Origin of the sequence: Roseomonas sp. KE0001 (assembly GCF_016107285.1) — a bacterium.
Classification (GTDB): domain Bacteria; phylum Pseudomonadota; class Alphaproteobacteria; order Acetobacterales; family Acetobacteraceae; genus Pseudoroseomonas.
Genome location: NZ_RCVQ01000011.1, coordinates 16,819 through 42,868, shown reverse-complemented (window position 1 = coordinate 42,868; position 26,050 = coordinate 16,819). Strand labels below are relative to the sequence as shown.

The 26,050-nt window shown below is 71.4% G+C and carries 22 protein-coding genes; 9 read left to right on the top strand and 13 right to left on the bottom strand.

All coding sequences use genetic code 11. The features are described 5' to 3' along the window. Positions 1 to 16 precede the first annotated feature (16 nt). Positions 17 to 976 (bottom strand): D-glycerate dehydrogenase, encoded by a 960-nt coding sequence (locus D9598_RS18190; protein ID WP_198367980.1) that lies wholly within the window; start codon positions 974 to 976, stop codon positions 17 to 19. Positions 977 to 1,151: 175 nt separating this feature from the next. Here D9598_RS18190 and D9598_RS18185 point away from each other — a divergent pair, with 175 nt between their 5' ends. Then, complete coding sequence (locus tag D9598_RS18185; RefSeq protein ID WP_198367979.1) at positions 1,152 to 1,883, top strand: GntR family transcriptional regulator; 732 nt, start codon at positions 1,152 to 1,154, stop codon at positions 1,881 to 1,883. Here the strand turns inward: D9598_RS18185 and D9598_RS18180 are convergent. From D9598_RS18180 to D9598_RS18160, 5 genes are all read right to left on the bottom strand, one after another. After that, positions 1,873 to 2,709 carry a VOC family protein gene (locus tag D9598_RS18180; protein ID WP_370592083.1) on the bottom strand — a complete coding sequence of 279 codons (837 nt, stop codon included), beginning with the start codon at positions 2,707 to 2,709 and terminating at the stop codon, positions 1,873 to 1,875. The genes D9598_RS18185 and D9598_RS18180 overlap by 11 nt on opposite strands. 92 nt (positions 2,710 to 2,801) lie before the next feature. Further along, on the bottom strand, positions 2,802 to 4,529 hold the full coding sequence (locus D9598_RS18175; RefSeq protein WP_198367977.1) for an ABC transporter ATP-binding protein/permease: 1,728 nt from the start codon (positions 4,527 to 4,529) through the stop codon (positions 2,802 to 2,804). A gap of 39 nt (positions 4,530 to 4,568) precedes the next feature. Beyond that, positions 4,569 to 4,841 (bottom strand): DUF3253 domain-containing protein, encoded by a 273-nt coding sequence (locus D9598_RS18170; RefSeq protein WP_198367976.1) that lies wholly within the window; start codon positions 4,839 to 4,841, stop codon positions 4,569 to 4,571. A 32-nt stretch (positions 4,842 to 4,873) separates the two neighbouring features. After that, the gene (locus D9598_RS18165; RefSeq protein ID WP_198367975.1) at positions 4,874 to 6,226 is read right to left on the bottom strand and encodes an MFS transporter; all 1,353 of its coding nucleotides are present in this window, start codon (positions 6,224 to 6,226) and stop codon (positions 4,874 to 4,876) included. Between the two features lie 96 nt (positions 6,227 to 6,322). Then, entirely contained in the window at positions 6,323 to 7,078 is a 756-nt protein-coding gene (locus D9598_RS18160; RefSeq protein WP_198367974.1) for a DUF1194 domain-containing protein, read from the bottom strand. A gap of 171 nt (positions 7,079 to 7,249) precedes the next feature. Between D9598_RS18160 and D9598_RS18155 the strand changes: the two genes are divergently transcribed. Continuing rightward, a complete protein-coding gene (locus tag D9598_RS18155) occupies positions 7,250 to 7,474 on the top strand; it encodes a hypothetical protein (RefSeq protein ID WP_198367973.1) in 225 nt (74 codons plus the stop codon). 24 nt (positions 7,475 to 7,498) lie between these two features. Here the strand turns inward: D9598_RS18155 and D9598_RS18150 are convergent, their stop codons facing one another. From D9598_RS18150 to D9598_RS18135, 4 genes are all read right to left on the bottom strand, one after another. Further along, positions 7,499 to 9,175: a carboxylesterase/lipase family protein gene (locus D9598_RS18150; RefSeq protein ID WP_198367972.1), complete on the bottom strand. Its 1,677-nt coding sequence runs from the start codon at positions 9,173 to 9,175 to the stop codon at positions 7,499 to 7,501. Positions 9,176 to 9,259: 84 nt separating this feature from the next. Continuing rightward, the gene (locus D9598_RS18145; RefSeq protein WP_198367971.1) at positions 9,260 to 10,465 is read right to left on the bottom strand and encodes an OmpA family protein; all 1,206 of its coding nucleotides are present in this window, start codon (positions 10,463 to 10,465) and stop codon (positions 9,260 to 9,262) included. A gap of 398 nt (positions 10,466 to 10,863) precedes the next feature. Then, positions 10,864 to 11,439, bottom strand: coding sequence for a DUF924 family protein (locus D9598_RS18140; RefSeq protein WP_198367970.1), 576 nt, complete (start codon positions 11,437 to 11,439; stop codon positions 10,864 to 10,866). Next, the gene (locus D9598_RS18135; RefSeq protein ID WP_198367969.1) at positions 11,436 to 14,354 is read right to left on the bottom strand and encodes an FAD-binding and (Fe-S)-binding domain-containing protein; all 2,919 of its coding nucleotides are present in this window, start codon (positions 14,352 to 14,354) and stop codon (positions 11,436 to 11,438) included. The genes D9598_RS18140 and D9598_RS18135 overlap by 4 nt, the downstream gene beginning before the upstream one ends. A 166-nt stretch (positions 14,355 to 14,520) precedes the next feature. On the opposite strand from D9598_RS18135, the gene D9598_RS18130 reads away from it, so the two are divergent. Continuing rightward, positions 14,521 to 15,705: an alanine--glyoxylate aminotransferase family protein gene (locus D9598_RS18130; RefSeq protein WP_198367968.1), complete on the top strand. Its 1,185-nt coding sequence runs from the start codon at positions 14,521 to 14,523 to the stop codon at positions 15,703 to 15,705. Between the two features lie 48 nt (positions 15,706 to 15,753). Here D9598_RS18130 and D9598_RS18125 read toward each other — a convergent pair whose 3' ends face one another. Then, positions 15,754 to 16,767, bottom strand: coding sequence for an LLM class flavin-dependent oxidoreductase (locus D9598_RS18125; RefSeq protein WP_198367967.1), 1,014 nt, complete (start codon positions 16,765 to 16,767; stop codon positions 15,754 to 15,756). Positions 16,768 to 16,922: 155 nt separating this feature from the next. Here D9598_RS18125 and D9598_RS18120 point away from each other — a divergent pair, with 155 nt between their 5' ends. Together D9598_RS18120 and D9598_RS18115 are read left to right on the top strand one after the other, a co-directional pair. Beyond that, positions 16,923 to 17,231, top strand: a complete 309-nt coding sequence (locus D9598_RS18120) for a DUF1244 domain-containing protein (RefSeq protein WP_198367966.1) — start codon at positions 16,923 to 16,925, stop codon at positions 17,229 to 17,231. A 342-nt stretch (positions 17,232 to 17,573) separates the two neighbouring features. Beyond that, positions 17,574 to 17,876 (top strand): DUF2312 domain-containing protein, encoded by a 303-nt coding sequence (locus tag D9598_RS18115; RefSeq protein WP_198367965.1) that lies wholly within the window; start codon positions 17,574 to 17,576, stop codon positions 17,874 to 17,876. Positions 17,877 to 17,912: 36 nt separating this feature from the next. Here D9598_RS18115 and D9598_RS18110 read toward each other — a convergent pair whose 3' ends face one another. Then, complete coding sequence (locus tag D9598_RS18110) at positions 17,913 to 18,890, bottom strand: tripartite tricarboxylate transporter substrate binding protein (RefSeq protein WP_198367964.1); 978 nt, start codon at positions 18,888 to 18,890, stop codon at positions 17,913 to 17,915. A gap of 192 nt (positions 18,891 to 19,082) precedes the next feature. On the opposite strand from D9598_RS18110, the gene D9598_RS18105 reads away from it, so the two are divergent. Further along, a complete protein-coding gene (locus D9598_RS18105; protein WP_370592078.1) occupies positions 19,083 to 20,483 on the top strand; it encodes an MFS transporter in 1,401 nt (466 codons plus the stop codon). 272 nt (positions 20,484 to 20,755) lie between these two features. Next, positions 20,756 to 20,908 carry a hypothetical protein gene (locus D9598_RS18100; RefSeq protein WP_198367963.1) on the top strand — a complete coding sequence of 51 codons (153 nt, stop codon included), beginning with the start codon at positions 20,756 to 20,758 and terminating at the stop codon, positions 20,906 to 20,908. Between the two features lie 19 nt (positions 20,909 to 20,927). Here the strand turns inward: D9598_RS18100 and D9598_RS18095 are convergent, their stop codons facing one another. Continuing rightward, entirely contained in the window at positions 20,928 to 22,634 is a 1,707-nt protein-coding gene (locus tag D9598_RS18095; RefSeq protein ID WP_198367962.1) for a long-chain fatty acid--CoA ligase, read from the bottom strand. Between the two features lie 194 nt (positions 22,635 to 22,828). On the opposite strand from D9598_RS18095, the gene D9598_RS18090 reads away from it, so the two are divergent. Then, the gene (locus tag D9598_RS18090) at positions 22,829 to 24,664 is read left to right on the top strand and encodes a M3 family oligoendopeptidase (protein ID WP_198367961.1); all 1,836 of its coding nucleotides are present in this window, start codon (positions 22,829 to 22,831) and stop codon (positions 24,662 to 24,664) included. Continuing rightward, complete coding sequence (locus D9598_RS18085) at positions 24,657 to 26,030, top strand: AarF/ABC1/UbiB kinase family protein (protein WP_198367960.1); 1,374 nt, start codon at positions 24,657 to 24,659, stop codon at positions 26,028 to 26,030. Before D9598_RS18090 ends, D9598_RS18085 begins: the two co-directional genes overlap by 8 nt. Positions 26,031 to 26,050 lie beyond the last annotated feature (20 nt).

Here is a 26,050-nt window from a genome sequence, read left to right as displayed (position 1 = left end):
GGGTTGGATCCCGGCTTCAGACAGGGTCGATCGGGGCGCGGCCTGCGGTGACGGCGGCGATGTTGTCGAGGGCGCGGAAGCCCATGGCGTCGCGTGTCTCGATCGTGGCGCTGGCCACATGGGGCGCCAGCAGGACATTGGGCAACTCGGCGAAGCGCGTGTCGTAGTCGGGTTCGCTGCGGAACACGTCGAGCCCGGCGGCGAAGAGCTGGCCGCTCGTCAGGGCCTCCAGCAGCGCCTCCTCATCGACCAGCGAGCCGCGCGCGGTGTTGACGAAGACGGCGCCGCGGGGAAGCAGGGCAAAGGTCTCGCGCGTCATGATCGTTCCACTGGGGGCGCCGCCCGGCAGGTGCAGCGACAGGATCTGGCAATGCGGCAGCATCTCCCGCAGGTCGGCGAAGTACCGCGCGCCCTGCTCCAGTTCCGGGGGGAGGCGGTTGCGGTTGTGGTAGAGCACCGTCATGCCGAAGCCGCGCGCGCGCTGGGCCATGGCGCGGCCGATGCGCCCCATGCCGACGATGCCCAGCGCCTTGCCCGAGGGCTTCACTCCCAGCATGTCGGGCAGACCCAGCTTTTTTCGCCAGCCGGCCCGCATGAGGGCGTCGTATTCATGCGCCCGGCGGCAGGCGCCGAGCAGCAGCATGAAGGCGAGATCGGCGGTGCAGTCGGTCAGCACGTCCGGCGTGTTGGTGACCAGGATGCCACGCGCCTTGGCCGCCGCGGCGTCCATGTGGTCGTAGCCGACGCTGCTGTTGGCGATCAGCCGGACATGATCGGGCAGTTGCGCGATGGCGGCGGCGTCCAGCTTCGAGGTGCCGCCGATGAGGATGGCCTCGGCGCGGTGCGCCGCCGCCGCAGCGATGGTTTCCGCGGCGTCCATGTCGTGCTCGGCCATCAGGGCGTCGAAGTCCCGGCGGGCACGGGCGGCGGCGGCTTCGGTGATACGGCGGGCGACGACGATGCGGGGCAGGGGCATGGCGGACTCCTCGGCGCAGGGCAGGGGTGCCAGTGGGCCCGCGAGACCGTCCTGACGTCCATCCCCCAATGATCGGCCCTTGGCAGCAGGGCCTTGCCGTTCCTGATACCGGACATCAGCTTGTCAGGCAAGCAGCCGATATTTCGGATTTCGGTAAAGAACGATATAAAGGGCCATGGACCAGAACGCGCCTCTGCCGATCGCCGCCCTGCGACCCTTCGGCCGCCCGCCCTCAGCGGGAGAGTTCGCCTACCGCGCACTCCGCGAGGCGATCCTGGTCCTCACCCTGGCGCCCGGCGCGGTGCTGTCGCGCGCCGCCCTCGCCGCGCAGCTCGGCCTCAGCCAGACCCCGGTGCGCGAGGCGCTGATGCGGCTGCAGGCCGAGGGGCTGGTGGAGGTGGTGCCCAGCGCCTCGACGCGGGTGGCGCGGATCGATCTCGCCAGCGCCCGCGAGGCCCTCTTCCTGCGCCGCGCGATCGAGCTGGAGACAGTCCGGCACCTGGCGGAGGCCCCCCCGGCCGGACTGCGGGCCGGCCTGCAGGAGCATCTGCGGGAGCAGCGGAGGCTGCTCGAGGGGGGCGATCACGATGCCTTCGCGGCCGCCGACGACGCCTTCCATGCCGAGCTGCATGCCGCCGCCGGCGTCGCGGGGCTCTGGGATCTGGCGCAGGCCCGGAGCGGCCACCTGCGCCGGCTGCGCCGCCTCCATCTGCCGGCTCCGGGGAAGGCCGCCGCGATCCTCGCGGAGCACGAGGCGCTGGCCGACGCGATCCTGGCGGGGCGGGTGGAGGCGGCGGTGGCCGGCCTGCGCCGCCACCTCTCGGACACGCTGGGCCGGATCGCGGAGATCCAGGCCCGGCATACCGGCTATTTCACCGAGGCCAGCGAGGCGCCCCTCAGCCGCTGAAGCTGAGCGCCAGGCCGCCGGTCTCCGCGGCGGGCAGCAACAGGCGGCCTTCCTTCTCACGGGGCCGGAAGCCGGACCGCCGCAGCAGGTCGCGGCTGTCCTCGAGGCGGGCGCTGCGCAGGCCGAGAGCCACCATGCGTTCCCGGCCGTCCGATGGCAGCCGGGGCAGGGCCCGGCCCCAGCGGGCCCGCGCGGCCTCCGGTGTCAGGATCAACACCCGCGCCCCCGCCGCGGCGATCGCCACGCCGCCGGGGATCTCGGCCACGGCCTTGCCGAACAGCGCGCGGTAGGGCGCCGCCGTCCGTGCCGGCTCGCCGCTCGTCACGCCGAACTCGGCCACGCCGGTCACGGCGTTGTCGTGGCGCTGCCATTCCTGCCGCCAGACCAGCTCGGGCGTGTGGTGGTGGCAGAAGAAGACGCGGCCGCCCAGGCTGGCCCCGGCCGCGAGGTGGGTGACGCGGAAGCGCGCTTCCCGCGCGCCGCCGCCGGGCAGCGCGACGGGGCGCGCGAAGTCGCGGGACTCGCCGACCGGCACGCCGGCCTCGGCGATCCGCCTGGCGAAGTCCTCCGTCGGCAGCGGCTTGAAGACCAGACCGCCGAGGCCATCGGGCATCTGCCAGGGCGGCGCGGCGCCCTGCAGCCGGGCCGGCTCGTGGCCGAGCAGTTCCAGATAGTCCGTGCCGAAGACCGCCAGGTGGTTGCTGGAGCCGAGGCTGTGGTGCCCGCGTTCGGTGAGCGTGAAGCCCAGGCGGCGATAGGTCTCGGCCGCCTCGTCCAGACGGTCCCCGACGGAGACGACCACATGATCGATGACAGGCGTCAGCACGGCACTCAAGGCGAGGCTCCTTCGCGCGGCAGGCGCCCCAGCTATGGACGGCTTTTCCGGTGCCGCGAAGCCCCCTCCGGCGATGCCCGGCGTCAAACCGGGCGCAGCACGCCCTCCTCCAGGCGCAACACGCGGTCGTGATGCCGCGCGACGGCGGGGCGATGCGCGATGGACAGGATCCCCGTCTCCGGCAGTTCCCGCCGCAACAGGGCGTAGAGCGCCTCCTCCGCCTCGGGGTCGAGGCTGGCCGTGGCCTCGTCGAGGAACAGCCAGCGCGGGCGCAGCAGCAGGGCGCGGGCGATCGCCAGGCGCTGCTGCTCGCCGCCCGAGAGCCGCTTGTCCCAGGTCTCGGCTTCGTCCAGCCGGGGCAGCAGCCGCCCCAGCCCGACCTGCTCCAGCACCGCGCGCAGCCGCGCCTCCGGCACTTCCGCCGGGTCGCGCGGATAGGTCACGGCGGCGCGCAGCGTGCCGAGCGGCAGGTAGGGCCGCTGCGGCAGGAACAGCGCCTCGCCGGGCGGGGTGGCGATCTCGCCCGAACCGAAGGGCCAGATGCCGGACAGCGCGCGGAACACGGTGGACTTGCCGCTGCCCGAGGCGCCGGTGATCAGCACCGCCTCGCCCGGCCGCACCGAGAGCCGTGCCTGCCGCGTCAGGGTGCGGCCATCGGGGAGATGGATGTCGAGCTGCTCGGCGCGCAGCTCCGGCCCCGGCGTCGCCACGCGGCGCGGCCCTTCCCCGGCGGCGGCGTGGGCGAGGGCGATGGCCCGGCTGAAGCCGGTCAGCCGCTCCACCGTGGCGCGCCATCCGGTCAGCCGGCCGTAGTTGTTGATCGCCCAGGAGAGCGAGCCCTGCACCTCCTGGAAGGCCGAGGAGGTCTGGATCAGCCCGCCGAGGTCGAGGCGCCCGGCGAAGAAGGCCGGGGCGGCGACGAGGATGGGAAAGACGATGGCGACCTGCGTGAAGCCGGCGGTGAAGAAGGTGAGGTGCTTGGTGACGCGCATGATGCCCCACCAGTTCTCCAGCACCGCGTGGAAATGCGCCAGCAGCCCCTGCCGCTCCCGCGCCTCGCCGCCCTGGAGGGCGATGCCCTCCATGTTCTCGCGGAAGCGCACCAGGGCGAAGCGCAGATCCGCCTCGACCCGCTGCTGCAGGAAGTTCAGCCGGATCAGCCGTCGCCCCACCAGATGGGCCAGCCAGGTGCCGATGACGGAATAGAGCAGCGCCACCCAGACCATGTAGCCGGGGATGCTGACACCCAGGATCTCCATCGGCCCCGACAGGCTCCAGAGCACGAAGACGAAGGAGACCAGCGTCACCACCGCGTTCATCAGGCCGAGGCCGAGGCTCAGCGTGTCATCGACAAAGAGGCGGGTGTCCTCGGCGATGCGCTGGTCGGGATTGTCGGTGCCGCGATCGGTCAGGGCGATGCGGTAATAGGCGCGGTGCTCCAGCCAGCCCTCGATCAGCTTCTCGGTCATCCAGCGGCGCCAGCGGATCTGCAGGGCCATCTGCAGGTAGAGCGCATAGACCGCGACCAGGATGTACAGCGGGGCGATCACCGCGAATCCCGGCATGAAGCCGCCGGCGCCGCGGTGGCCGAGGAGCAGCAGGGCGCCGAAGGCCTCGGCGTCCCGGGCCTCCAGCACGTTGTAGAACTGGCGGTTCCAGAAGGTGAGCAGCACGCCCATGCCGACCAGCGCCAGGTTCAACGCGACGACGACGGCCAGCAGCAGGCGCGCCCGCCAGCGTTCCTCGCTGCTCCAGTAGGGCCGGGCGAGGGCCCAGGCGTCGCGCAGGAAGGGGAAGCGGGGGATGGCCATCGGCGGGGGCCTTCTTCGCACGGCAGGGGATGGGCGGCGTCAGCCGGGGAGCGCGCGCAGGCGGATGACGCCGCGCACCGCCTCGGGCGGTACCGGCTTGCCCTTGCGCAGGATCTCGATGCGCCCCGCCTCGGCCAGCGCGATGGCGGCGCGCCGCACCGGCCCCATCAGGCCGCGCCACGCCTCGCCCGGCGCCAGGGCGCGGGCGACCTCGCTGGGACAGACGGATTTCTCCAGCCCGCGCGCCGTCGTCTGGCGCAGGATCTCGGCCGCCAGGAGTTCGGGAGAAGGCTGCGGGGTATCGGAGGACATGGGCAGGGATCCGTTGCAGAGGCGGGAGGGGCTCAGCCGGCGCGCAGGCGGCTGAAGCTGATCAGGGCCGCGGCCGCGGCGATGCCGCCGGCCACGGTGAGCGCCGTGCCGGTGCCGTCGGTGCCCGAGAGGCGCAGCACCAGCGCCGCCAGCGCGGCGCCGGTGGTCTGCCCGATCAGGCGCGAGGTCGAGAGCATGCCGCTGGCGCCGCCGCTGCGCTCGCGCGGGGCGGAGGAGAGCAGGGCGCGGTTGTTCGGGCTCTGGAACAGGCCGAAGCCGAGGCCGCAGAGGGCCATCCGCCAGCCGATGTCGAGCGCGGTCGGCGCGGGCGGCAGCCCGGCCAGCAGGAACAGGCCGCAGGCCATCACGGCCAGCCCGATGCCGCCGAGAAGGCCGGCGGAGATGCGGTCCGACAGGCGTCCGGCGAGGGGGGAGATGATGACCAGCATGACCGGCCAGGGCGTCATCAGCAGCCCCGTCTCGACCTGGTTCCGCCCCAGCCCGTGCTGCAGGAAGAAGGGCAGGGCGACGAAGGCCAGCATCTGCGCCGCGAAGGAACTGATCGAGGTCAGGACGGACAGGGCGAAGATGGGGATTCGCAGCAGGTCCACGGGCAGCAGCGGCGCCGGCCGCCCCGCCTGCCGCCGGACCAGCAGGAAGCCGGCCAGGATGCCGCCGCCCAGCAGCGGCAGCGCGGACAGCCAGCCGCCGCCGCGCGTCCCCTGTTCCACCCCGGTCATGAAGAGGCCGAAGGTGGCGGCGCTGAGCAGGGCGCTGGCGGCATCGAAGCGCCGGCTGGCCCGCGGCGTCTGCGGCAGGAAGCGCCAGGCCAGCGCCAGGGCGACCAGCCCGATGGGGATGTTCACCGCGAAGATCCAGGGCCAGTGCGCCACGCTCAGGATGCCGGCCGCGACCGTCGGCCCGAGCGCCGAGGACAGCGCGACCACCAGCCCGTTGACCCCCATGCCCTGGCCGAGCAGGCGCTGCGGATAGATGAAGCGCACCAGCGCGGTGTTGACGCTCATCAACCCAGCGGCGCCGAGCCCCTGGGCCGCGCGGGCGATGGTCAGCCCGGTCAGCGACTCCGACAGGGCGCAGGCGCAGGAGGCGCCGATGAACAGCACCAGGCCGGCGCGATAGACCCGCTGGTAGCCGAGCAGCTCACCCAGGGAGGCCAGCGGCAGCAGGGACATGACCACGGCGATCTGGTAGGCGTTCACCACGAGGATGGCATCGGCGGGCGCCACCCCGAGGTCGGCGGCGATCGCGGGAAGGGCCACGTTGGCGATGGAACTGTCCATCACCGAGAGGGCGATCGAGGCCGCCAGCGCCAGCACCGCCCAGAACCGCTCCGGCTGCGGCAGCCCGTCCGTGTCCCGCTCCATTCCGCCCCTGAGTCCCTTGTCGTCCAGGCGGAAAACTGCGCCGGGGCGCGGCGGCGCGCCAGGGGGGTGAGGGCAGGGCAGCCATCCGCCGCCGCGTCAGGCGGTGGCGCGCTCCACCCGGGGGCCCGGCGCCGGGCGGGCGGCGATCTCGCGGATGATCTTGCGCCGGACAGCGCCCTCGAAAGCCGCGAAGCTCTCGGCCACCATCAGGAAGGCGCCGGGCCCGCCGATCACCTGGTCGCGGTAGTACTCGTCCAGCGGCGGCTGCAGCGCGGCGAACTGCGGCGAGGGCGGGGTGTGGTCCAGCACCGCCAGGCCGTTGAGCACGATGCCCTTCCGCAGGGCCTCGGCACGCGCCAGATCGAGCGGGCGGCCCGAGTTGTTGACGCCGTCGCCGGAGATGTCGACCACCTGCCGGGTGCCCTCATAGCCCTGACCGAAGAGGCCCGAGGCATAGTCGATGGCGGCGGAGATCGAGGTGTAGAGGTGGGTCCGCCGGGGCGCGGCCTCGATGGCGCGGGCGAAGTCCTCCGCGCTGGCCGGGCCGTCGATCCGCCGCCAGGGCACCAGCAGCTCCTGCACGTTCCAGTCTGACCAGGTGAAGAAGCAGACGGCGATGGCGCCGATCGCGCCATGGGCGATGCCGTCGATCAGCCGGGCGTCGCGGAAGGCGCGGGCATAGCCCTGGAACTGCATCTCCTGCTCGTCGGCATCGACCGAGCGGCTGACATCGACGGCCAGGACCAGCTCGACATCCACCGGCTCCGTGGCGCGGGCACGGCCGCCGGGAAGGAGGGCCGGGGCGGCCAGCAGCCCGGCCGACACGTGGCGCAGGAGATTTCGTCGTCGCATGGGAACCTCCGCTTGCGGAGCCGCGGACGGGTTCCTCCCTTTTCAACTCTATGACGAAGCCGATTGTGCATTGCAACAAAAACTGCCGCATCGCAGGGCGTGAGCGCGCCGTGGAAACTTCACGGTCCCTGCTTCTCTTCTCCTTCGAGACGAAGAAGGAGAGGGCATGCCATGACCGCGCCGGCCGACACCGCCCCTGACGCCCTGCGGGCGCAGATCCCCATTCCGCCGAGCGATCCGCCCAGCCCGGTGCCGCCCATGCCGCCGGAGCCCCCCGGCCCGGACCTGCCGGAGCCGCCTATCCAGGACCCGCCGGGCCCCGACGAACCCACGCCCGACGCGCCGGACATCCCCCCGGTGGGCGATCCTCCGCTGGAGCCGCCGATCCGGGTCTAGAGTTCCGCGCGGCGGGAGCCGGACCTAGAGGCCGAGGGCCTCCCAGACGCCGCAGCGGTGCGCCTGCCAGAGATCCGGCCCGATTAGCCCGATGCCGGCCGGCCGCAGCGCCAGGGTGGTGTCCTCATCCTCCCGATAGGTGGGCCAGGCCGGCAGGTCACCGCCGTTGGGGTCGCCGCTCCGGGCGAACCGCCCCCAGGCCGCCTGCATCCTCTCCGCCAGGGCGTGCTGCGCGGGCGAGAACTCCGACGGATCGGCCAGGATCCAGCGGGTCCGGAAGATGAAGGGGATTTCCGAGGCATGATATGCCCCGAGCGGCGGCAGGAAGGGCAGGGCCGGGAGGCTGGAGACCGGGCTGGGATCGGCGAACTGATAGGCACGCAGCGGCAGGCGGGGCGCCAGCAGACGGTTCAGGCGCAGGGCCGGGCAGGCGAATATGCCGTCCGTCACCAACTGGGCGAAGGCGAGCGCCGGCCCGCCTGAGGATGACGGGGGGTAGGCCCGCAGCGCCGCCGCGGCGCGGTCGCCGAGCAGGCGGGTCACAGCGGACTCATAGCTGGCCTCGGTGAAAAGCGCGCCGCTCATTCGATACAAGGTGGCGAAGAGCCGGCCCTCATCCCGGGTGGTGCCGTTGATGACGGGGGGGCCATGGAAGTCCGGCCGGGCGAAGGCCTCGCCGGGTGAGAGGGGCAACACGGCATCGCCGTGCGCCGGGCCCCAGCTGCTGACCCCCAGCATGCCAGGCGTGCGCGCCGCCGCCGCCGCCAGCTCCTCCGCCGGCTTGCGGCGCAGGCAGGCCACGCCCGCCTCGCCCTCACCACAACCCAGCTCCCGCGCCAGGGCCGCGCCGGCGGCTTCGGCGCGGGCCAAGGGAACGGTCGAGATCGGCAGGGTGCAGACGCCGCTCTGCAGGATGACGCGGTGGAAGAGCCCGGCGGCACCGGGCGAGGCCATCTGGAAGCAGGCGCTCCAGCTTCCGGCGGATTCGCCGAAGAGCGTGACATTCCCCGGATCGCCGCCGAAACCGGCGATGTTGTCGCGAACCCAGCGAAGCGCCGCCTGCTGGTCCAGCAGCCCGGCATTGGCCGTGCCGCTCTCCCCACGCAGCCCGGAATGCGCCAGGAAGCCCAGTGTGCCGAGCCGGTAGTTGGGCGCCACGACAATGACCCGCTGCGCCTGGGCCAGGTGGCTCGGATCGTATTGCCTGTTGCTGCCCAGAACCAGACCGCCGCCATAGAGCCAGACCATGACCGGAAGGCGTTCGCCCGGCCGAGCGGAGGCGGGGGCGTAGACATTGAGGTTCAGACAGTCCTCATCGCCGCGGATCAGCCATCGCGAGGAGCCGCCCTGCTGATAGGCCGGGCTGTAGTTCTCCAGACAACCGGGGCCGAGCCGCGTCGCGTCGCGCTCCGTCGTCCAGGGCTCGGCCGGAACGGGTGCGCGCCAGCGCCGCTCTCCGGTGGGCGGGGCGGCGAAGGGAATGCCGAGGAAGGCCTGCCCCTCCGGGGTGGCGACGCCGCGTACGGGTCCCTGCCGGGTCGGGACCACACGGGGTCGGGCGTCGGCGGCCTGGGTGAGATGGGGCACGGCCGCCGGGTCCGGACCGCAGGCGGCGAGCAGCAGCAGGCCGGCCAGGCCGGCCAGGCTGGCCAGGCGGCCCCGGATGAGGGCACGGGGCCCGGCGGAAGGACGCGAAGGCATGCCTCGCCTTTATCCGGAGAGGGCGCATGAAAAAAGGGAAGCGCCGCGTGGCGCTTCCCTCCTGCTCCGGTCGAAGCGTGCTGCTTAGCGCAGCACGATCTCGACGCGGCGGTTCTGCGGCTCGCGCACGCCATCGGCGGTCGGCACCAGCGGACGGCTCTCGCCGAAGGCCTCGACCATGATGGAGGAGCGGTTCACACCCAGGCGCACCAGCTCGGCCGCCACGGCGTCGGCGCGACGCTGCGACAGGCGCTGGTTGTACTGCGGCGAGCCGGAGCGGTCGGCGTGGCCGGCCACCTCGATGCGGGTGGTCTGCACGCGGCCGGCGTTCTGCGCCGCCTCGGCGATGATCTGGCGGGCGCGCTCGGTCAGGTTGTACCGATCCCAGTCGAAGAAGACGAGATAGGTGCGGGCCGGGGCCGGGGCGGCGGCGGGAGCCGGAGCGACCGGAACCGGGGCCGGCGGGACCGGCTGGTTGAAGGCGTAGCGCACGCCGATCAGGGCGGAGTGGTTGTGCGCCTGATCGACTTCATACTTGCCACGCGACACGACCGCGCCGTTGGGCGCCCGTACGGTGCCGTCGAACTTGCTCTGCAGCGCGCCGGTGTAGCGGTACTCGGCCGTGATCGAGAGGCCCGGCACGGCCGTGATCGGGAAGGACAGGCCGGCAATGCCCTGGTAGGCGAACTGGCCGGTCGTGTCGTCGATATGCACCGAGTTGGCGCCAGCCGGCAGACGGGCACCGCTGGCGTCGAGATCGGTCCACATATAGCCGACACCGCCGCCGATGTAGGGCACCACCGCAACCGGCATGTTCGGGAACCAGCGGGGCAGCTGGAAGTCGTAGTAAAGATTGGCCATCACGGCGTACTGCTGCAACTCGCCGTCGATGTTCCGGAAGGCCACACCCGGCGGGCCGCCGGCACGGTTCTGGAATCCGCCCAGGCGATCGACGTTGTTATGGCGGTAGCTGCCCTCGACCTCGGTGCGGAAGCCGTTCCCGAAACCATAGCCGATGGCCAGGCTACCCATGAAGCCTTCCTCGAAGCCGAGGTTGCCCTGACGGTTGCCCGAGGTGCCGTCAAAGTAGGCCGCGTTGCCACCCTGCGCGGTAAGGCCGCGGGAGTCGGAATGGTTCCAGCCGGCGCCGGCGCCGAGATAGACGCCCTGGATCGGCTGGGCGGCGGCGGTGGGCAGCCAGGAGGTCGGCGAATACCAGGCGTCCTGCGCCATGGCAGCACCCGGCACGGAAAGAACGGTGGCAGCAAGCAGGATGCGACGAAGCGTCATTGTTGTGGTCCCTTGAAACGCAACGCTTTGGAGCGGGCGACGAGAAAACCGGGGTTGCAGGTCCAGGTTGCGGTTCCTTCCTGCAATCGCGGCGAACTGTGGCAGAAAGAACACAGACTTATGTTAGGTCGGGGCGGCGGAACCTCTCCGTCACGGGTGGCCGCCGGAAACCGCCCGCAAATCCTTGATAAATGGAATATCCTCCGGGTGGCAGAGGCGCGGCGGTAAAGCTTTCGATAGATGAGGCGAGCGGCAACACACGCGTAGGGCCGATCGGCTTGGCCGAGGGCCGAGTTCTGCCTTTGCCGGCAGGGGCAGACACTGCGCGGCAGCCATTCGCGCACTCTCTTGTGAAGAGAACCCGCCGAAACCGGGCGGTCCCAGACCCCCGCGTGCCTTCAGAATCCGGCGTCGGGACGGGCGAGGTAGACCTCTTCCGCCGGCGTGCTGGTCCGCCCCAGCGCAGCATTGCGGTGCGGAAAACGACCGAAGGCGCGGATCACCCGCCAGTGCCGCCAGGCATAGTCGATGCCGCCGCCCGCCGCGCGCGAGGCCGGCTCGTCGCGCAGCCCTTCGAACAGGGTGACGGAGAGATCCTGGTCCGCCATCGCCTCGGAATGCTCGAAGGGCAGGTAGAGGAAGCTCCGCGCCGTGGGCGGCAGCCGCAGATCCTGCGCCTCGGCCAGCACCGCCCGGCGCGCGACCTCGCGCGCCCTGGCATCGCTGGCGAAGGCCTCCGGCCGGCCGCGATGCAGGTTGCGCGGGAACTGGTCGAGCAGGATCAGGAGCGCCAGCGTGCCCTTGGGCCGCGCCGTCCATCCGTCCAGCGCGCCCGCGCGCGCCGGGGCGAGGAGATCGCCGAAGCGCCGGCGGATGTCGGCGTCGAAGGCATCGTCGCGCTGGAACCAGGCGGCGCGGGGGGTGTCGAGGCCTTCGCTGAACCAGAAGTCGAGGATGTCGTTCGGCTGGGTCATGCGGGCGGGATAGCCCGCGCCAGCAGCCGGATGGAATGCACGGCCTCGCGACCGGCGAGGTCGCCGATCTGGTGGCGGCAGGAGGTGCCGTCGGCAACGATCACATCCCCCGGCGCCGCCGCGCGCACCGCGGGCAGCAGGGAGAGATTGGCCATCGCTTTGCTGGTCTCGAGGTTCTTCGCCTCATAGCCGAAGCTGCCCGCCATGCCGCAGCAGGAGGAGGCGATCGGCGTCACCTCCAGCCCCGGGATGCGGCGCAGCGCCTTCACCGCCGCGGGAAAGGCGCCGAAGGCCTTCTGATGGCAATGGCCATGGATATGCGCCCGCGCGGCGCCGATCTCGCGCAGCGGCGGCGCGGCGCCCTCGCGCTCCAGGAACTCGCTGGCCAGGAAGGCGCGGGCGGCGAGCTTCTCGGCCGCGGCACCGGGCAGCAGGGAGAGAAACTCGTCGCGCAGCGTGGTCAGGCAGGAGGGCTCCAGCCCGACCACCGGCGCGTCGCTGGCCGAAAGCGCCTCCAGCGTCCGCCGCGCCTCGGCGCGGGCGCGCTCCACCATGCCGGCGGCCAGATAGGTGCGGCCGCAGCAGAGCGGTCGCCCGTCCGGCGCGGCGGCGGGACGCAGCCGGTAGCCCGCATGGGCCAGGACCTTCACCGCGTCGCGCAGGACCTCGGGCTCGTAATGGCGGTTGAAGGTGTCGGCGAAGAGCAGCACCTCGCGGCCCGGCCCCTCCCGCACCGCCTCGGCATCCCGGAAGCGGTCGCGGCGGAACCTCGGCAGGCTGCGCCCGGCGGCGAGGCCGAGCCAGCGCTCGGTCAGGCCGGCAAGGCCCGGAATGCTGTCCCGCGCATTGGCGAGGAAGGGCAGGCGCGCGGCCCAGGGCGCCCAGCGCGGCAGCTCGGCGATCAGCCGGTCCTTCAGCCGGATGCCGTGGCGCCGGGCCCGCGCGTGCAGCACCTCGATCTTCATCTTCGCCATGTCCACGCCGGTCGGGCATTCGCGCTTGCAGCCCTTGCAGGAGACGCAGAGCGACATGGCTTCCGCGACCTCGTCGCCGGCCAGCGCATCGGCGCCGAGCTGGCCGGTCAGCGCCAGGCGCAGCGTGTTGGCGCGGCCGCGCGTCAGGTGCTGCTCCTCCCGCGTGACGCGGAAGGATGGGCACATGACGTTGGCGTCGAACTTCCGGCATGTGCCGTTGTTGTTGCACATCTCGACGGCGCCGAGGAACCCGCCCTGCGGACCCGGCCAGGCGGACCAGTCGAGCGCGGGCCTGATGCCCTCCTCGGCGCGGTAGCCGGGTGGGTAGCGGAACAGGCTGCGGTCATCCATGCGGGGCGCGCGCACGACCCGCCCGGGATTGAGCAGCCCGTCGGGATCGAAGCTGTCCTTCACCGCCTCAAAGGCGCGGACGATGCGGGCGCCGAACATCGGCTCGTGGAACTCCGATCGCACGATGCCGTCGCCATGCTCGCCCGAATGGCTGCCCTTGTACGCGCGGACGAGGGCGAAGCATTCCTCGGCGATGGCGCGCATCTTCGCCACCTCCGCGCCGTCCTTCATGTTGAGCACCGGCCGCACATGCAGGCAGCCGACCGAGGCGTGGGCATACCACGTCCCCTTGGTGCCGTGCCGCGCGAAGACCTCGTTCAGCCGCTCGGTGTAGTCGGCGAGATCAGCGAGATCGACGGCGGTGTCCTCGATGAAGGAGACCGGCTTGCCGTCGCCCTTCATCGACATCATGATGTTCAGCCCGGCCTCGCGCACCTCGGCGACGCTGGCCTGGAAGGCGCTGTCGGTGACGCGGACGACCTGGCCGGGATAGCCGAGATCACCCATCATCTCCTCCAGGCGGTCGAGATCGCGCGTCAGCGCCGCGTCGTCGTCGCCATGGAATTCGACGATCAGCAGGCTGTCGGGCTCGCCGATCAGGATGCGCTCGATGGTGTCGCGATAGAGGGCGATGGAGCGGCCGAGATCGATCATGGTGCGATCGACCAGCTCCACCGCCTCGGGGTCGAGCGTCACCAGATGCTGGCTGGCCGCCATGGCGGCGCGGAAGGTGGGGAACTGGCAGATGCCCAGCACCTTGCGCGGCTTGATCGGCCAGAGCTTGAGGTCGAGCGTGGCGGAGAAGGCCAGCGTTCCCTCGCTGCCGACCAGCAGCCGCGCGAGATTGCCACGCCCCGCCGCCCGTGCCGCCGGCGTCAGCGCCTCGATATTGTAGCCTCCGACACGGCGGAGCTGCCGCGGGAAGCGCGCCGCGATCTCCTCCGCCTCGCGCGCGCCGAGCGCCCGCAGGGACTGGATCAGCGCCGCGACATCGGCGGGGACGTCATCGCCCAGATTGTCGCCCAGCTCGCGGAAGGTGAAGCGCTCTCCGCTGGCCAGCAGCGCGTCGATGGCCAGCACGTTGTCGGCCATCAGCCCGTAGCGGATCGACTTGCTGCCGCAGGAGTTGTTGCCCGCCATGCCGCCGATGGTGCAGCGCGCCCAGGTGGAGGGATCGACCGGGAAGAACAGCCTGTGCGCCTTCAGCGCGTCGTTCAGCGCGCCGAGCGCGATGCCGGGCTGCACGCGCGCGATGCCCGCCGCGGCATCGACCGAGACCACCTCGCGAAGGAACTTCGTGCAGTCGATCACCAGGGCGCGGTTGACGGTCTGGCCGCACTGGCTGGTGCCGCCGCCGCGCGGCAGCACCGGCACGCCGGCCTCGCGGCAGATCGCCAGCGCCGCCGCCACATCCTCGATGCTCCGCGGCACCAGCACGCCGATGGGCTCCACCTGGTAGATGCTGGCATCGGTGGCGTAGCGGCCACGATCGGCCGGGGCGAACTTCACCTCGCCCGCGGTCTCCCGGCGCAGCCGGGCCGCCAGGGCGGTATCACCCGGCCGCACCCGGGACTGGTGAATGGCGTTCATCTTGGCTTCCTGGCGCTTCCGGTCGTCTCGTCCTGCCCCTGTCTAGCGCGCGCCGGCGGGCCTGTCCGATCTATAATGCTCATCAATCCGACAACGCGAACTCATTGGCGAAACGCATGGATTACGCCTAACCCTCGGCGCATCGGACCCCGAGGAGGAAACCATCATGGCCTATTTCCAGTCCAGGCCCACCGCCGGCCGCCATTTCCTGCAGATCCCGGGCCCGACCAACGTGCCGGACCGCGTGCTGCGCGCGCTCGACAACCCGACCATGGACCATCGGGGCCCGGATTTCGGCAAGCTCGGCGCGCAGATCCTGGAGAAGGTCAAGGCGGTCTTCGCGACGCGGCAGCCGGTGATCATCTACCCGGCCTCCGGCACCGGCGCCTGGGAGGCGGCGCTGGTCAACACGCTCTCGCCGGGCGACACGGTGCTGATGTGCGAGACCGGGCAGTTCGCCTTCCTCTGGCGCGAGATGGCCGAGCGCCTGGGCCTGCGCCCGGAGCTGATCCAGACCGACTGGCGCCGCGCGGCCGATGTCGAGGCCATCGGCGAGCGGCTGCGCGCCGACAGGGGCCACGCCATCAAGGCCGTCTGCGTGGTGCACAACGAGACCTCCACCGGCTGCACCTCGCGCATCGACGAGGTGCGGCGCGCCATGGATGAGGCCGGGCATCCGGCGCTGCTGCTGGTGGACACCATCTCCTCGCTGGGCTCGATCGACTACCGCCATGACGAATGGGGCGTCGATGTCACCGTGGCCGGCAGTCAGAAGGGGTTGATGCTGCCGCCGGGCCTGTCCTTCAACGCCATCTCGGAGAAGGCGCTGAAGGCCAGCGAGACGGCGCGGCTGCCGCGCAGCTTCTGGGACTGGAAGCCGATGCTGGCCTCCAATGCCACCGGCTACTTTCCCTACACCCCCGCGACCAACATGCTCTACGCGCTCGACACCGCGCTCGACATGCTGCTGGCCGAGGGGCTGGAGAATGTCTTCGCCCGGCACGACCGCCATGCCGAGGCCACGCGCCGGGCCGTGCGCGCCTGGGGGCTGGAGGTGCAGTGCGCCGAGCCGCGCCACTATTCCTCGGCGCTGACCGCGGTGCGCCTGCCGGAGGGGCATTCGGCCAATGCGCTGCGCGCCGCCATCCTGGAGCGGTTCAACATGTCGCTCGGCAACGGGCTCGGCCGGCTGAACGACCGGGTCTTCCGCATCGGTCATCTGGGCGATTTCAACGACCTGACCCTGATGGGCACGCTGTCGGGCGTCGAGATGGGGCTGCGCATCGCCGGGGTGCCGCACGAGGATGCGGGCGCGAAGGCGGCCATGGACTATCTCTCCGGCAACGCCTGACACGTCCGCGGCGGCGGGGGGCCTGGCCGGCTCCCCCTTTCGCCCGCCTCAGCCGCAGGCCGCCGGCTCCCGCGCCAGGGCACGACACACCTCGGCGCCGATCTCGAAGCTGCGCAGCCGCGCGGCATGGTCGAAGATCTGCCCGGTGAGCATCAGCTCGTCCACGCCGGTCCGCTCGAGGAAGCCCTCGATGGCGGCGCGCACCGTGGCGGGCGCGCCGACCGCCGAGCAGGAGAGGCTGTGGCCGACCCCGGCCAGCCGCGCCTCCTGCTGCAGGGCGGCGATATCCTCCGCCGGCGGCGGCAGCTTGCCCGGCGTGCCCCGCCGCAGGTTGAGGAACTGGCGCTGCAGCGAGGTGAAGAGGCGTTCCCCCTCGGCATCGGTCGCGGCGGCGAAGAGATTCATCGCCGCCATGGCGTAGGGCCGCTTCAGCGTCTCCGAGGGGCGGAAGCCCTCGCGATAGACCGCCAGCGCCTGGTCCAGCATCTGCGGCGCGAAATGCGAGGCGAAGGCGAAGGGCAGGCCGAGCATCGCGGCGAGCTGCGCGCCGTAGAGGCTGGAGCCGAGGATCCAGATCGGGATCTCCATCCCGCCGCCGGGCACGGCCTGCACCGGCTGGCCCGGCTGCACGGGCGCGAACCAGTTCTGCAACTCGACCACGTCCTGCGGGAAGCTGTCGGCGTCGCCGGAGAGATTGCGGCGCAGCGCGCGGGCGGTGCGCATGTCCGTGCCCGGGGCGCGGCCGAGGCCGAGGTCGATGCGGCCGGGAAAGAGGGCGTTCAGGGTGCCGAACTGCTCGGCCACCATGAGCGGCGCGTGGTTGGGAAGCATGATCCCCCCCGAGCCCAGGCGGATGCGGCGGGTGGCGGCGGCGACGTGGCCGATGACCACCGCCGTGGCGGCGCTGGCGATGCCCGGCATGTTGTGGTGCTCGGCCAGCCAGAAGCGGTGGTAGCCCCAGTCCTCCGCATGGCGCGCGAGGTCGGCGGAATGGCGGAAGGCGTCGGCGGCCTCCTCGCCCTGATTGATCGGGGCGAGGTCCAGGACGGAATAGCGGATCATGCGGCGGTCTCCCGGCTGCGTGTGAGGCGGGCCCTGGGGAAGGGCGGTCACGGGGCATATGGGAGGCGGGGGAGGCAAAGGCAGGGGCGATGATGCGGCCGGCTTGGCAGAGGGGCGGTGGCAACCCCACCTTGGGGTGGAAGGAGGGCCCGCCCATGACCGATGTCAACGACCCCGCCACCCGCACGGAGCTGGAGGCCGCGGCCTTCCGCCGCCTGCTGGAACATCTGCGCGAGCGGAGCGATGTGCAGAACATCGACCTGATGAATCTGGCCGGATTCTGCCGCAACTGCCTGAGCCGCTGGTATCGGGAGGCGGCGGAGGCCCGGGGGCTGGACCTGCCGGACCCCGCGGCGCGCGAGATCGTCTACGGCATGCCCTACAAGGAGTGGCAGGCCCTCCACCAGAAGGAGGCGACGCCCGAGCAGAAGGCCAGGTTCGCCGCCACCAGCCCGGGGCACTGACATCCCCGGCGCCGGAATGCCCGATGGAAGTCTCCCGGAAGTCACGTGGAGCCGGACAGCGGCGGAACAGGCCGAGGCGTGAAGATGGAGTGACCAGACGCCCGGGGATGTACCAGGACCGCCAGAAGGGGCGGACAACAGGAACTTGCCTGCATCGCGTTCTTTATTGGCGCAGGGCGGCTGGGCCACCGTTCCTGGCGGAAATCGCGTCGGCGATGACTGAGGGTTGAGGGGTGCCATCTGAATGCGCCCGGATTTGCCCCCGCTGGCGCCGCCGGTTATATGCCGCCGCCCCGGCCCGCTTCCTGGAGCCGGTCGTGTTCGGCAGCCCGGAGACCCTTGATGAGCGATTTCGACGAGCAGGACGCCAAGGCCAGCCGTGACCGTCAGGCCGCCGATCCCGAATCCGAGGTCGGCGGCATCGCCGTCGATCGCCTGCGCTCGATCATCGAGCGGGTGGAGCGGCTGGAGGAAGAGCGCAAGGCGCTGGCCGACGACATCAAGGATATCTTCGCCGAGGCCAAGTCCGCCGGCTTCGACGTCAAGGTCGTCCGGCAGCTGATCCGCCTGCGCAAGCAGGAGCCGGCGGAGATCGAGGAGCAGGAGACGCTGCTCGATCTGTACCGCCGCGCCCTCGGCATGTGAGGGCCGGGCCCGCCGCCGTGACGGCGGGCCTCTCGGCTATTCCGGCCGGATGCCGGCTTCGCGGATCAGCGTGCCCCATTGCGTGCTGTCCTCGGCCAGGATGCGGCGCATGACCGCCGCGTCGCCGGTCTCGATGGCGACGCCCTGCTCGGCCATCCGCGCGCGCAGCCCCTTGTCCTCGGTGGCGGCCGTCAGCGCGGCGGAGAGGGGCGTGACCACGGTGGGAGGCAGGCCGGGCGGTGCGAACAGGCCCTGCCAGAAGACCGCGTCGAAGCCGGGCAGGGTCTCCGCCACAGCCGGGACGTCCGGCAACAGTGCCATCCGCTGCGCGCTGCTCACCGCGATGGCCCGCGTCACGCCCTCGCGGATCACCGGCATCGCCTCCAGCGCCGCCTGGAACATCGCCTGGATCCGGCCGGTCCGCAGGTCCGTCAGGGCCGGAACGCCGCCGCGATAGGGCACATGGAGCACATCGATTCCCGCCCGCTTGCGGAGCAGTTCCAGCGCCAGATGATTCACCGCGCCCGTGCCGCTGCTGCCGAAGTTGATCTTGCCGGGATTGGCCTTGGCGTAGTCGATGAACTCGGCGGTGCTGCGCACCGGCAGGTCGGGATGCACATGCAGCACGAAGGCACTGCGGTAGGCGAGGCCCAGCGCCTCCAGCTCCCGCTGCGGATCGCGCGGCGTCAACTCAGGCTGCAGCGCCGGGTTGATCGCCAGGGAGGAGGCGCCCATCAGCAGCGTGTAGCCATCCGGCGCGGCGCGGGCGACATAGGTGGCGGCGACGGAGGTGGCACCCCCCACCCGGTTCTCCACCACGATGGGCTGGCCCAGCTCCTGCTCCATCCGTTGGGCGATGGCGCGGGTCGTGACATCGGTCAGGCCGCCCGGGGCATAGCCCGTCACCATCGAGACCGCGCGCGCGGGCCAGGCCGCCTGGGCCAGCGCGGGGCGGGCGAGGGCGAGGAGCGGCAGCGCGAGCGTGGCGCGGCGGCCGGTGGTCCAGCGAATCATGCGACGTTTCCTTCCTTTTATTTTCCAGGGAAATTTTCCAGGGTTTTATCGGCGATGGCCCAATCCGCAACCCTGCGAGAGGTGGTCAGGGCCGCGGCTTGAAGTGCCGGTCGTCCCTGGTTATGCCGGCCGGGCCGCGACCCGCCGGGCGACCCCGCCCGCGGTATCCACCCTCTGCCCGCGGAGTGCCGAGTGGCCTCTACCTCCTCTTCCTCCCCCGCCATGGCCACCGCGCCGGTGGCCTCGCTCTCCGCCACGCTGGCGCCGGTCATCGCCCTGCTGTTCGGCTATGCCATGCTGCAGATGGGCAATACGCTGCAATCCTCGTTGCTGACGGTGCGCGGCGGGCTGGAGGGCTTCACCGCGACGCAGATCGGCCTCGTCGGCAGCGGGTTCTACATCGGGCTGATGCTCGGCTCGCTGCGCGGCGGGCAGTTGGTGCGGGTGGTGGGGCACACCCGGGCCTTCGCGGCACTGGCGGCGATCGCCTCCTCGGTGCCGCTGCTGCATCTGATGCTGATCCATCCCTGGCTCTGGCCGGTCGGGCGGGCGCTGACCGGCTTCTGCTTCGCCGGCCTGTTCATCGTGGTGGAAAGCTGGCTGAACGGGGCCTCGGCCTCGGCGGTGCGCGGCCGCATCCTCAGCATCTACGGCATGACCGGCATGATCGCCGGCGTCTGCGGCCAGATGCTGCTGACCGCCGCCCCACCACGGGGCTTCGTGCTGTTCTGCCTGATCTCCATGATCATCTCCTTCGCCCTGGTGCCGGTCGTGCTCTCCCGCGCCCAGGCGCCGGCGCAGGCCGAGGGCGCCGCCGAGCTGAACCTGCGGCGGCTTTACGAGCAGTCGCCCTTCGGCGTGGTCGCGGCCTTCCTGATCGGCGTCAGCACGGGTGCCTACTACTCCCTGGGCCCGCTCTTCGCGCAGCGCATCGGGCTGGATGCCGGCTCGGTCGCCATCTTCATGGCCTGCGGGTCGCTCGGCGGCTTCGCCGCGACCTGGCCCGCCGGCTGGCTCTCGGACCGGATCGACCGCCGCCTGCTTGTCGTCAGCCTGGCCGGCGCCGCGGCGATGGCGCTGCTCGCCATGATCCTGCTGGTGCCGGACCATCCGCCGCGCTGGCTGTCCTACAGCCTGGTCGCCGCCTTCGGGGCCATGGTCATCCCGGCCTACAGCCTCGTGCTGGCGCATGTGAACGACCATGTCTCGCCCTCCGAATTCGCTGCCGCCTCGGGCGGGCTGCTGATCCTCTGGGGCGCCGGTTCGGCCCTCGGGCCCTTCGCCGGCGGCCTCGCCATGGGGCGCCTCGGCCCGTCCGGCCTGGGCTGGCTGATCCTCTCGGCGCAGGCATTGATCGCGGGTTGGGGCCTCTACCGCATGCGCCAGCGCAGCGCGCCCGAGGCGAAGGAGGACTTCCTGGTCATGCCGGTGCAGCCGGTCAGCACCGAACTCGTGGCGGTGGCGCAGGAGGCCGCCGTGGAGCGCGAGGAGATCGCCCAGGCGGAGGAGGCCGGCACGGTGGCGGAAGACGGCGAGGCCCCGCCGGACCGGCCCGCCGCCGCTCCGGCCGGCGAAACCGACCGGCAGGCTTGATATCCCGGATCAAGAGTGCCAAGTAAGCGCTGTCTGATCCGTCTCCGTTTCAGGCCGCTCCCGGGCATCTGCCCCTGGCATTTGCCTTGTCCGCGCCTGTCGCGGCGGATCGGCCCTTCTCCCGAAGATGATGTCGGTGCCGTGCGTCCGCGCTGAAACCCGCGCGGGACCCGCGGCTTTTCACGGATCCCGGCCCCTGGGCCGAAGGACGATCCTTAACCTGTTGATGACATGGCGGCCCGCTGCGGCGGGCGCCAGGAAAGATGACTAGCGTGACCATGATTCACAAGAACAACAACGACACGTCCCATACCCCTTCCATCCTCCAGACCGGCCTGCCCGCCGCCCTGCTGCGGCAGGCGGAGCCGCGCCCCTCGATGAGCCAGGCGGAGATCCGCCGCCTGGTGCTCGAGACCATCGGTTGAGGCCAGCGGCGCGCCAGCCTCAGCGATAGAGGTTGGCGATCAGCTCCTCCCGCGCCTGCAGGACGGCGCGGCGCTTGATCTTCATGGTGGGGGTCAGCAGCCCGTCCTCGACCCGGAAGGGCTCCACGGTCGCGAAGCGGCGGATCCGCTCGGGCCCGCCCAGCCTGCGGTTCACCCGCCCCACCGCCTGCTCCACCGCCTTCTCCGGCACCTTCTCGGCCGGGACGATCAGGGCGACGATGCCCGGGCGTCCCTCGCCGGCGACCACGGCATGCTGGATCTCCGGCTCGGCCATCAGCAGGCTCTCGATGCGGGCCGGGCTGATCATCTCGCCCCCCGCCGTCTTGATGAAATCCCGTTTGCGATCGGTGATGTAGAGCCGGCCTCCTTCCAGACGGCCGGTGTCGCCGGTGTGCAGCCAGGGCGGCCCCTCCGGGGTATCGGGGCGAAGCGCCTGGGCGGTGGCCTGGGCATTGCCCCAGTAGCCATCCATCACCAGCGGCCCCTGGACCAGCACTTCGCCATCCTCGGCGATGCGCAGGGTCACGCCGGGCAGGGGGCGGCCGACGCTGTGCCGGTCGTTGTCCCAGGGCAGGTTGACGCTGACCACCGGCCCGGCCTCCGTCTGCCCGTAGCCCTGCAGCACCGGCAGGCCGAGGGCGAGGAAGAAGCCGGACAGGCCCGGGTCGAGGCGCGCGCCACCGGAGACGAGGGCCATCATGCGTCCGCCGAAGCGGCCCCGGATGCGGCGGCGCACCAGCCGGTCCAGCACCGCGTCCTGCAGCCGCTCCCAGAGGCCGAGCGCCGGCCCGTCCAGGCGCCGCAGCCCGAGGCGGAGCGCCGCCTCGAACAGCATCCGCTGCCGCGGCGGCTGCTTCTCGGCGGCGGCCAGGATGCGGGCCCGCAGCACCTCGAACAGCCGTGGCACCGCGGTCACGATATGCGGGCGGATCTCGGTCAGCTCGGCGGCCAGCCGTTCGGCGCCGCGGCTGAACACCAGCTCGATCCCGAAGGAGCAGAGCAGGTAGCCCACCGTGTGCTCATAGGCGTGCGACAGCGGCAGGAAGGAGAGGTAGCAGCCATCCTCGGGCAGGTTCAGCCGCCGGATGAAGCTCTCGATGCCGCGGCGGTTGGCCAGCATGGCGCGATGCGGAAGCATGACGCCCTTGGGCGGGCCGCCGGTGCCGGAGGTGTACATCAGGCAGGCCAGGCGGCCATCGGGGATGTGATCCACCTCGGCGGCGAGCATGGCCAGGTCGCCGCCTGCCGCCGCCAGATCGGACCAGTCCACAGCCTCCTCGACAGGCTCCATGGTCACCATCAGATCCAGGCCGCCGGCGCCGGCGGCCTCCCGCAGGCTGGCGGCGAGCCTGGCGGTGGAGACGATGGCGCAGCGCGCCCCGGCGTCCCGCAGGATATGCCCGTGATCCGCGACCGTGCCGGTCGTGTAGGCAGGCACGGTGACGGCACCGATCGCCATGAGCGCCGTATCGGCGATCAGGAACTCCGGACGGTTCTCCGCCAGCAGCAGCACTCGGTCACCGGGAGCGACGCCGTGGCTCCGCAGCCCGGCCGCCACGGCGGCGACCTGCAGGGCGAACTCGGCCCAGCGCATCCGCCGCCAGCCGCCGTCGCGCCAGTAGCGCAGCATCGGCCTGTCGGGCCAGCGGCGGGCCTGGTTCAGCAGCAGCGCGGGGATGCTGTGGCTCTTGTCCTGCTCGGGCATGGGTCGTCCAGCGTCCTGTCAGAGATTGGCCTATCAAAGATGGGCCTGTCGGAATCGGGGCGCAGCCGATCTGCGGCCGGCTTCATGGCGCGCGCGTCGGTTGGCGGCGGGCGGCAATCGGACGGGGGGCGCTTGGCCTCCCCATCCATGGGCTTATATCCACGGGAGCAAATCTCACAACCGCAGGGCCTCCCGTGCAGCTTCACTCTCTCCGCCATCCGACCCGAGACACCGCCGCCCGCTCCCAGGGGGGAAAGGATGCGGCGGGGCTGCCGGTCTGGGATCTCTCCGACCTCTATGACGGCACCGCGGACCCGGTGCTGGAGGCCGATCTCGCCCGCGCCGAGGCCGAGGCCCGGGCCTTCGCCGAAGGGCATGCCGGGCAACTCCCGGGCCTCTCCGGCGACAGGCTGGCCGAGGCCATCGCGACCTACCAGCGAATCGACGAGGTGCTGGGACGGGTGATGTCCTTCGCCCAGCTGCTGTTCTCGGGAGACTCCCAGGACCCCGCCAACGGCCGCTTCTACCAGGACATGCAGGAGCGAGTGACCGGCATCTCCACCCATCTGCTGTTCTTCACGCTGGAGCTGAACCGGCTCGAGGAGGCGAGGCTGGAGGAGAAGTTCGCCGGCTCGGCCGCCCTGCGCCACTGGCGGCCCTTCCTGCGCGACCTGCGCGTCTTCCGTCCGCACCAGCTCTCGGACGAGGTCGAGCGCCTGTTGCACGAGAAGGAGGTGACCGGGCGCTCCGCCTGGAACCGCCTGTTCGACGAGACCATCACCGCCATGCAGGTGACGGTGAAGGGTGAGACGCTGAACGTCTCCGGCGCCCTGAACAAGCTCTCCGACCGCGACCAATCGGTGCGCGAGGCCGCCGCGAAGGGCGTCGCCGCCGCCTTCGGGGACAAGGCGCGGCTGTTCACCCTGATCACCAACACCCTCGCCAAGGACAAGGAGATCATCGACGGCTGGCGGAAGTATCCGCGGCCCGGCAGCAGCCGCAACCGCGCCAACATGGTCGAGGACGAGGTGGTGGACGCCCTGGTCTCGGCCGTGACGGCCAGCTACCCGGCGCTGTCGCACCGCTACTACGCCATGAAGGCGCGGTGGCTGGGGCTGCCGAAGCTGCAGCACTGGGACCGCAATGCGCCCCTGCCGGATGAGGACGACAGCCGGATCCCCTGGGACGCGGCGCGGGAGCGCGTGCTCGCGGCGTATTCCGCCTTCAGCCCGGAGCTCGGCCGCGTCGGGCGAGAGTTCTTCGACCGGCCCTGGATCGACGCGGCGCTGCGCCCCGGCAAGTCCTCCGGTGCCTTCGCCCACCCCACGGTGCCCTCGGCGCATCCCTATCTGCTGCTGAACTACCACGGCAAGTCGCGCGACGTGATGACATTGGCGCATGAGCTGGGCCACGGTGTGCACCAGGTGCTGGCGGCGAAGCAGGGCTATCTGATGTCCGGCACGCCGCTGACCCTGGCCGAGACCGCCAGCGTCTTCGGCGAGATGCTGACCTTCCGCGCCGTGCTGGACGCCGAGACCGATCCGCGCCGCCGCCGCGCGCTGCTGGCCGGCAAGGTCGAGGACATGCTGAACACGGTGGTGCGGCAGATCGCCTTCTACCGTTTCGAGACCCTGCTGCACGACTCCCGCCGCCGGGGCGAGCTCTCGCGCGAGGAGATCGGCGCGCTCTGGATGCAGGTGCAGACCGAAAGCCTCGGCCCGGCCTTCGAGTTCACGCCGGACTACGAGATCTTCTGGTCCTACGTGCCGCATTTCGTCCACACGCCGTTCTATGTCTATGCCTATGCCTTCGGGGATTGCCTGGTGAACGCGCTTTACGGCGTCTATCAGGAGGGCAGCGTGCCGGACTTCCAGGGCAAGTATCTCGAACTGCTGCGCGCGGGCGGCACCCTGCGGCACCGCGAGCTGCTGGCGCCCTTCGGCCTCGATGCCTCGGACCCGGCCTTCTGGCACAAGGGGCTGAACGTCATTTCCGGCTTCATCGACGAACTGGAGCGTGCCGATGGCTGACGACCGCGAGGCGAGCAGCCTCTTTGGCGAGATCCGCCGCATGGCACGCACCTCGGGCGCGGTGGGCGGCATCGCGGCACGGGTGGCGGGGGAGCGGTTCCTCGGTATCCGCACCGACCGCAATGCCCATGCGGGCGACCTCAAGGCGCTGCTCGGCGGGCTGAAGGGTCCGTTGATGAAGGTGGCGCAGTTCCTGACCACCGTGCCCAATGCCCTGCCGCCGGAATATGCGCAGGAACTGGCCGCGCTGCAGGCCAATGCCCCGCCGATGGGCTGGGCCTTCGTGCGCCGCCGGATGTCCTCCGAGCTTGGGCCGGCCTGGCAGTCGAAGTTCGCCAGCTTCGGCCAGGAGGCGGCGGCGGCGGCGAGCCTCGGCCAGGTGCATCGCGCGACATTGCCCGATGGCCGGCTGGTGGCCTGCAAGCTGCAATACCCCGACATGGCCAGCGTGGTGGAGGCGGACCTCCGCCAGCTCAAGCTGGCCATGGGGATCTTCGCGCGGATGGACGATGCCATCCAGCACGACGATGTCTATGTCGAGCTGTGCGACCGGCTGCGGGAGGAGCTGGACTATGGCCGGGAGGCGGCGCAGATGCGGCTCTACAACCGGATGCTGGCGCCGGTGCCGGAGGTGCGCACGCCCAGCCCGGTCGAGGGGTACTGCACCCGCCGCCTGCTGACCATGAGCTGGCTCGACGGCCGGCCGATCCTCGAGCGGCTGGCGGAGGAGCCCTCGCAGGAGGAGCGGAACGCCTATGCCACGGCGCTGTTCAAGGCGTGGTATCTGCCTTTCTACCGCTACGGCGTGATCCATGGCGATCCGCACCTCGGCAACTACCAGGTGCGGCAGCCCTCGGAGGAGGGGCCCGCGGGCATCAACCTCCTCGACTTCGGCGCCATCCGGGTCTTCCCCCCCGCCTTCCTGCGCGGCGTCATCATGCTGTACGAGGCGCTGCGCGACGAGGACCGGGACAAGGCGGCCGAGGCCTACCGGATCTGGGGCTTCACCAACCTGTCGAAGGAGAAGATGGAGGTGCTCGGCCTCTGGGCGCGGTTCCTGCACGAACCCCTGCTCGACGACCGCGTGCGGCCGATCCAGGAGGTGGACGACCCGGATTTCGGCCGCAAGGTCGCGGCCGAGGTGCATGCCGGGCTGAAGCGCACCGGAGGGGTCAAGCCGCCGCGTGAATTCGTGCTGGTGGATCGTGGCGCGGTCGGCCTGGGCAGCGCCTTCATGCGGCTGCGCGCCGAACTCAACTGGCACCGCCTGTTCCAGGAGCTGATCGCCGACTTCAACGAGCAGGACCTGGCGGCGCGCCAGGCCGAGGCGCTTCGCGAGGCCGGCGTGCCGGCCACCGCGCCCTGAGGGGAACTGAGGGCAGCAGG

Bases quoted from the DNA above. Each gene is read 5' to 3' on its own strand.
- D9598_RS18185 (WP_198367979.1), top strand. From the start codon at position 1,152: ATGGACCAGAACGCGCCTCTGCCGATCGCCGCCCTGCGACCCTTCGGC.
- D9598_RS18125 (WP_198367967.1), bottom strand. From the start codon at position 16,767: ATGATCCGCTATTCCGTCCTGGACCTCGCCCCGATCAATCAGGGCGAG.
- D9598_RS18155 (WP_198367973.1), top strand. From the start codon at position 7,250: ATGACCGCGCCGGCCGACACCGCCCCTGACGCCCTGCGGGCGCAGATC.
- D9598_RS18160 (WP_198367974.1), bottom strand. From the start codon at position 7,078: ATGCGACGACGAAATCTCCTGCGCCACGTGTCGGCCGGGCTGCTGGCC.
- D9598_RS18085 (WP_198367960.1), top strand. From the start codon at position 24,657: ATGGCTGACGACCGCGAGGCGAGCAGCCTCTTTGGCGAGATCCGCCGC.
- D9598_RS18190 (WP_198367980.1), bottom strand. From the start codon at position 976: ATGCCCCTGCCCCGCATCGTCGTCGCCCGCCGTATCACCGAAGCCGCC.
- D9598_RS18150 (WP_198367972.1), bottom strand. From the start codon at position 9,175: ATGCCTTCGCGTCCTTCCGCCGGGCCCCGTGCCCTCATCCGGGGCCGC.
- D9598_RS18130 (WP_198367968.1), top strand. From the start codon at position 14,521: ATGGCCTATTTCCAGTCCAGGCCCACCGCCGGCCGCCATTTCCTGCAG.
- D9598_RS18135 (WP_198367969.1), bottom strand. From the start codon at position 14,354: ATGAACGCCATTCACCAGTCCCGGGTGCGGCCGGGTGATACCGCCCTG.
- D9598_RS18145 (WP_198367971.1), bottom strand. From the start codon at position 10,465: ATGACGCTTCGTCGCATCCTGCTTGCTGCCACCGTTCTTTCCGTGCCG.
- D9598_RS18165 (WP_198367975.1), bottom strand. From the start codon at position 6,226: ATGGAGCGGGACACGGACGGGCTGCCGCAGCCGGAGCGGTTCTGGGCG.
- D9598_RS18110 (WP_198367964.1), bottom strand. From the start codon at position 18,890: ATGATTCGCTGGACCACCGGCCGCCGCGCCACGCTCGCGCTGCCGCTC.
- D9598_RS18170 (WP_198367976.1), bottom strand. From the start codon at position 4,841: ATGTCCTCCGATACCCCGCAGCCTTCTCCCGAACTCCTGGCGGCCGAG.
- D9598_RS18095 (WP_198367962.1), bottom strand. From the start codon at position 22,634: ATGCCCGAGCAGGACAAGAGCCACAGCATCCCCGCGCTGCTGCTGAAC.
- D9598_RS18115 (WP_198367965.1), top strand. From the start codon at position 17,574: ATGAGCGATTTCGACGAGCAGGACGCCAAGGCCAGCCGTGACCGTCAG.
- D9598_RS18140 (WP_198367970.1), bottom strand. From the start codon at position 11,439: ATGACCCAGCCGAACGACATCCTCGACTTCTGGTTCAGCGAAGGCCTC.
- D9598_RS18120 (WP_198367966.1), top strand. From the start codon at position 16,923: ATGACCGATGTCAACGACCCCGCCACCCGCACGGAGCTGGAGGCCGCG.
- D9598_RS18175 (WP_198367977.1), bottom strand. From the start codon at position 4,529: ATGGCCATCCCCCGCTTCCCCTTCCTGCGCGACGCCTGGGCCCTCGCC.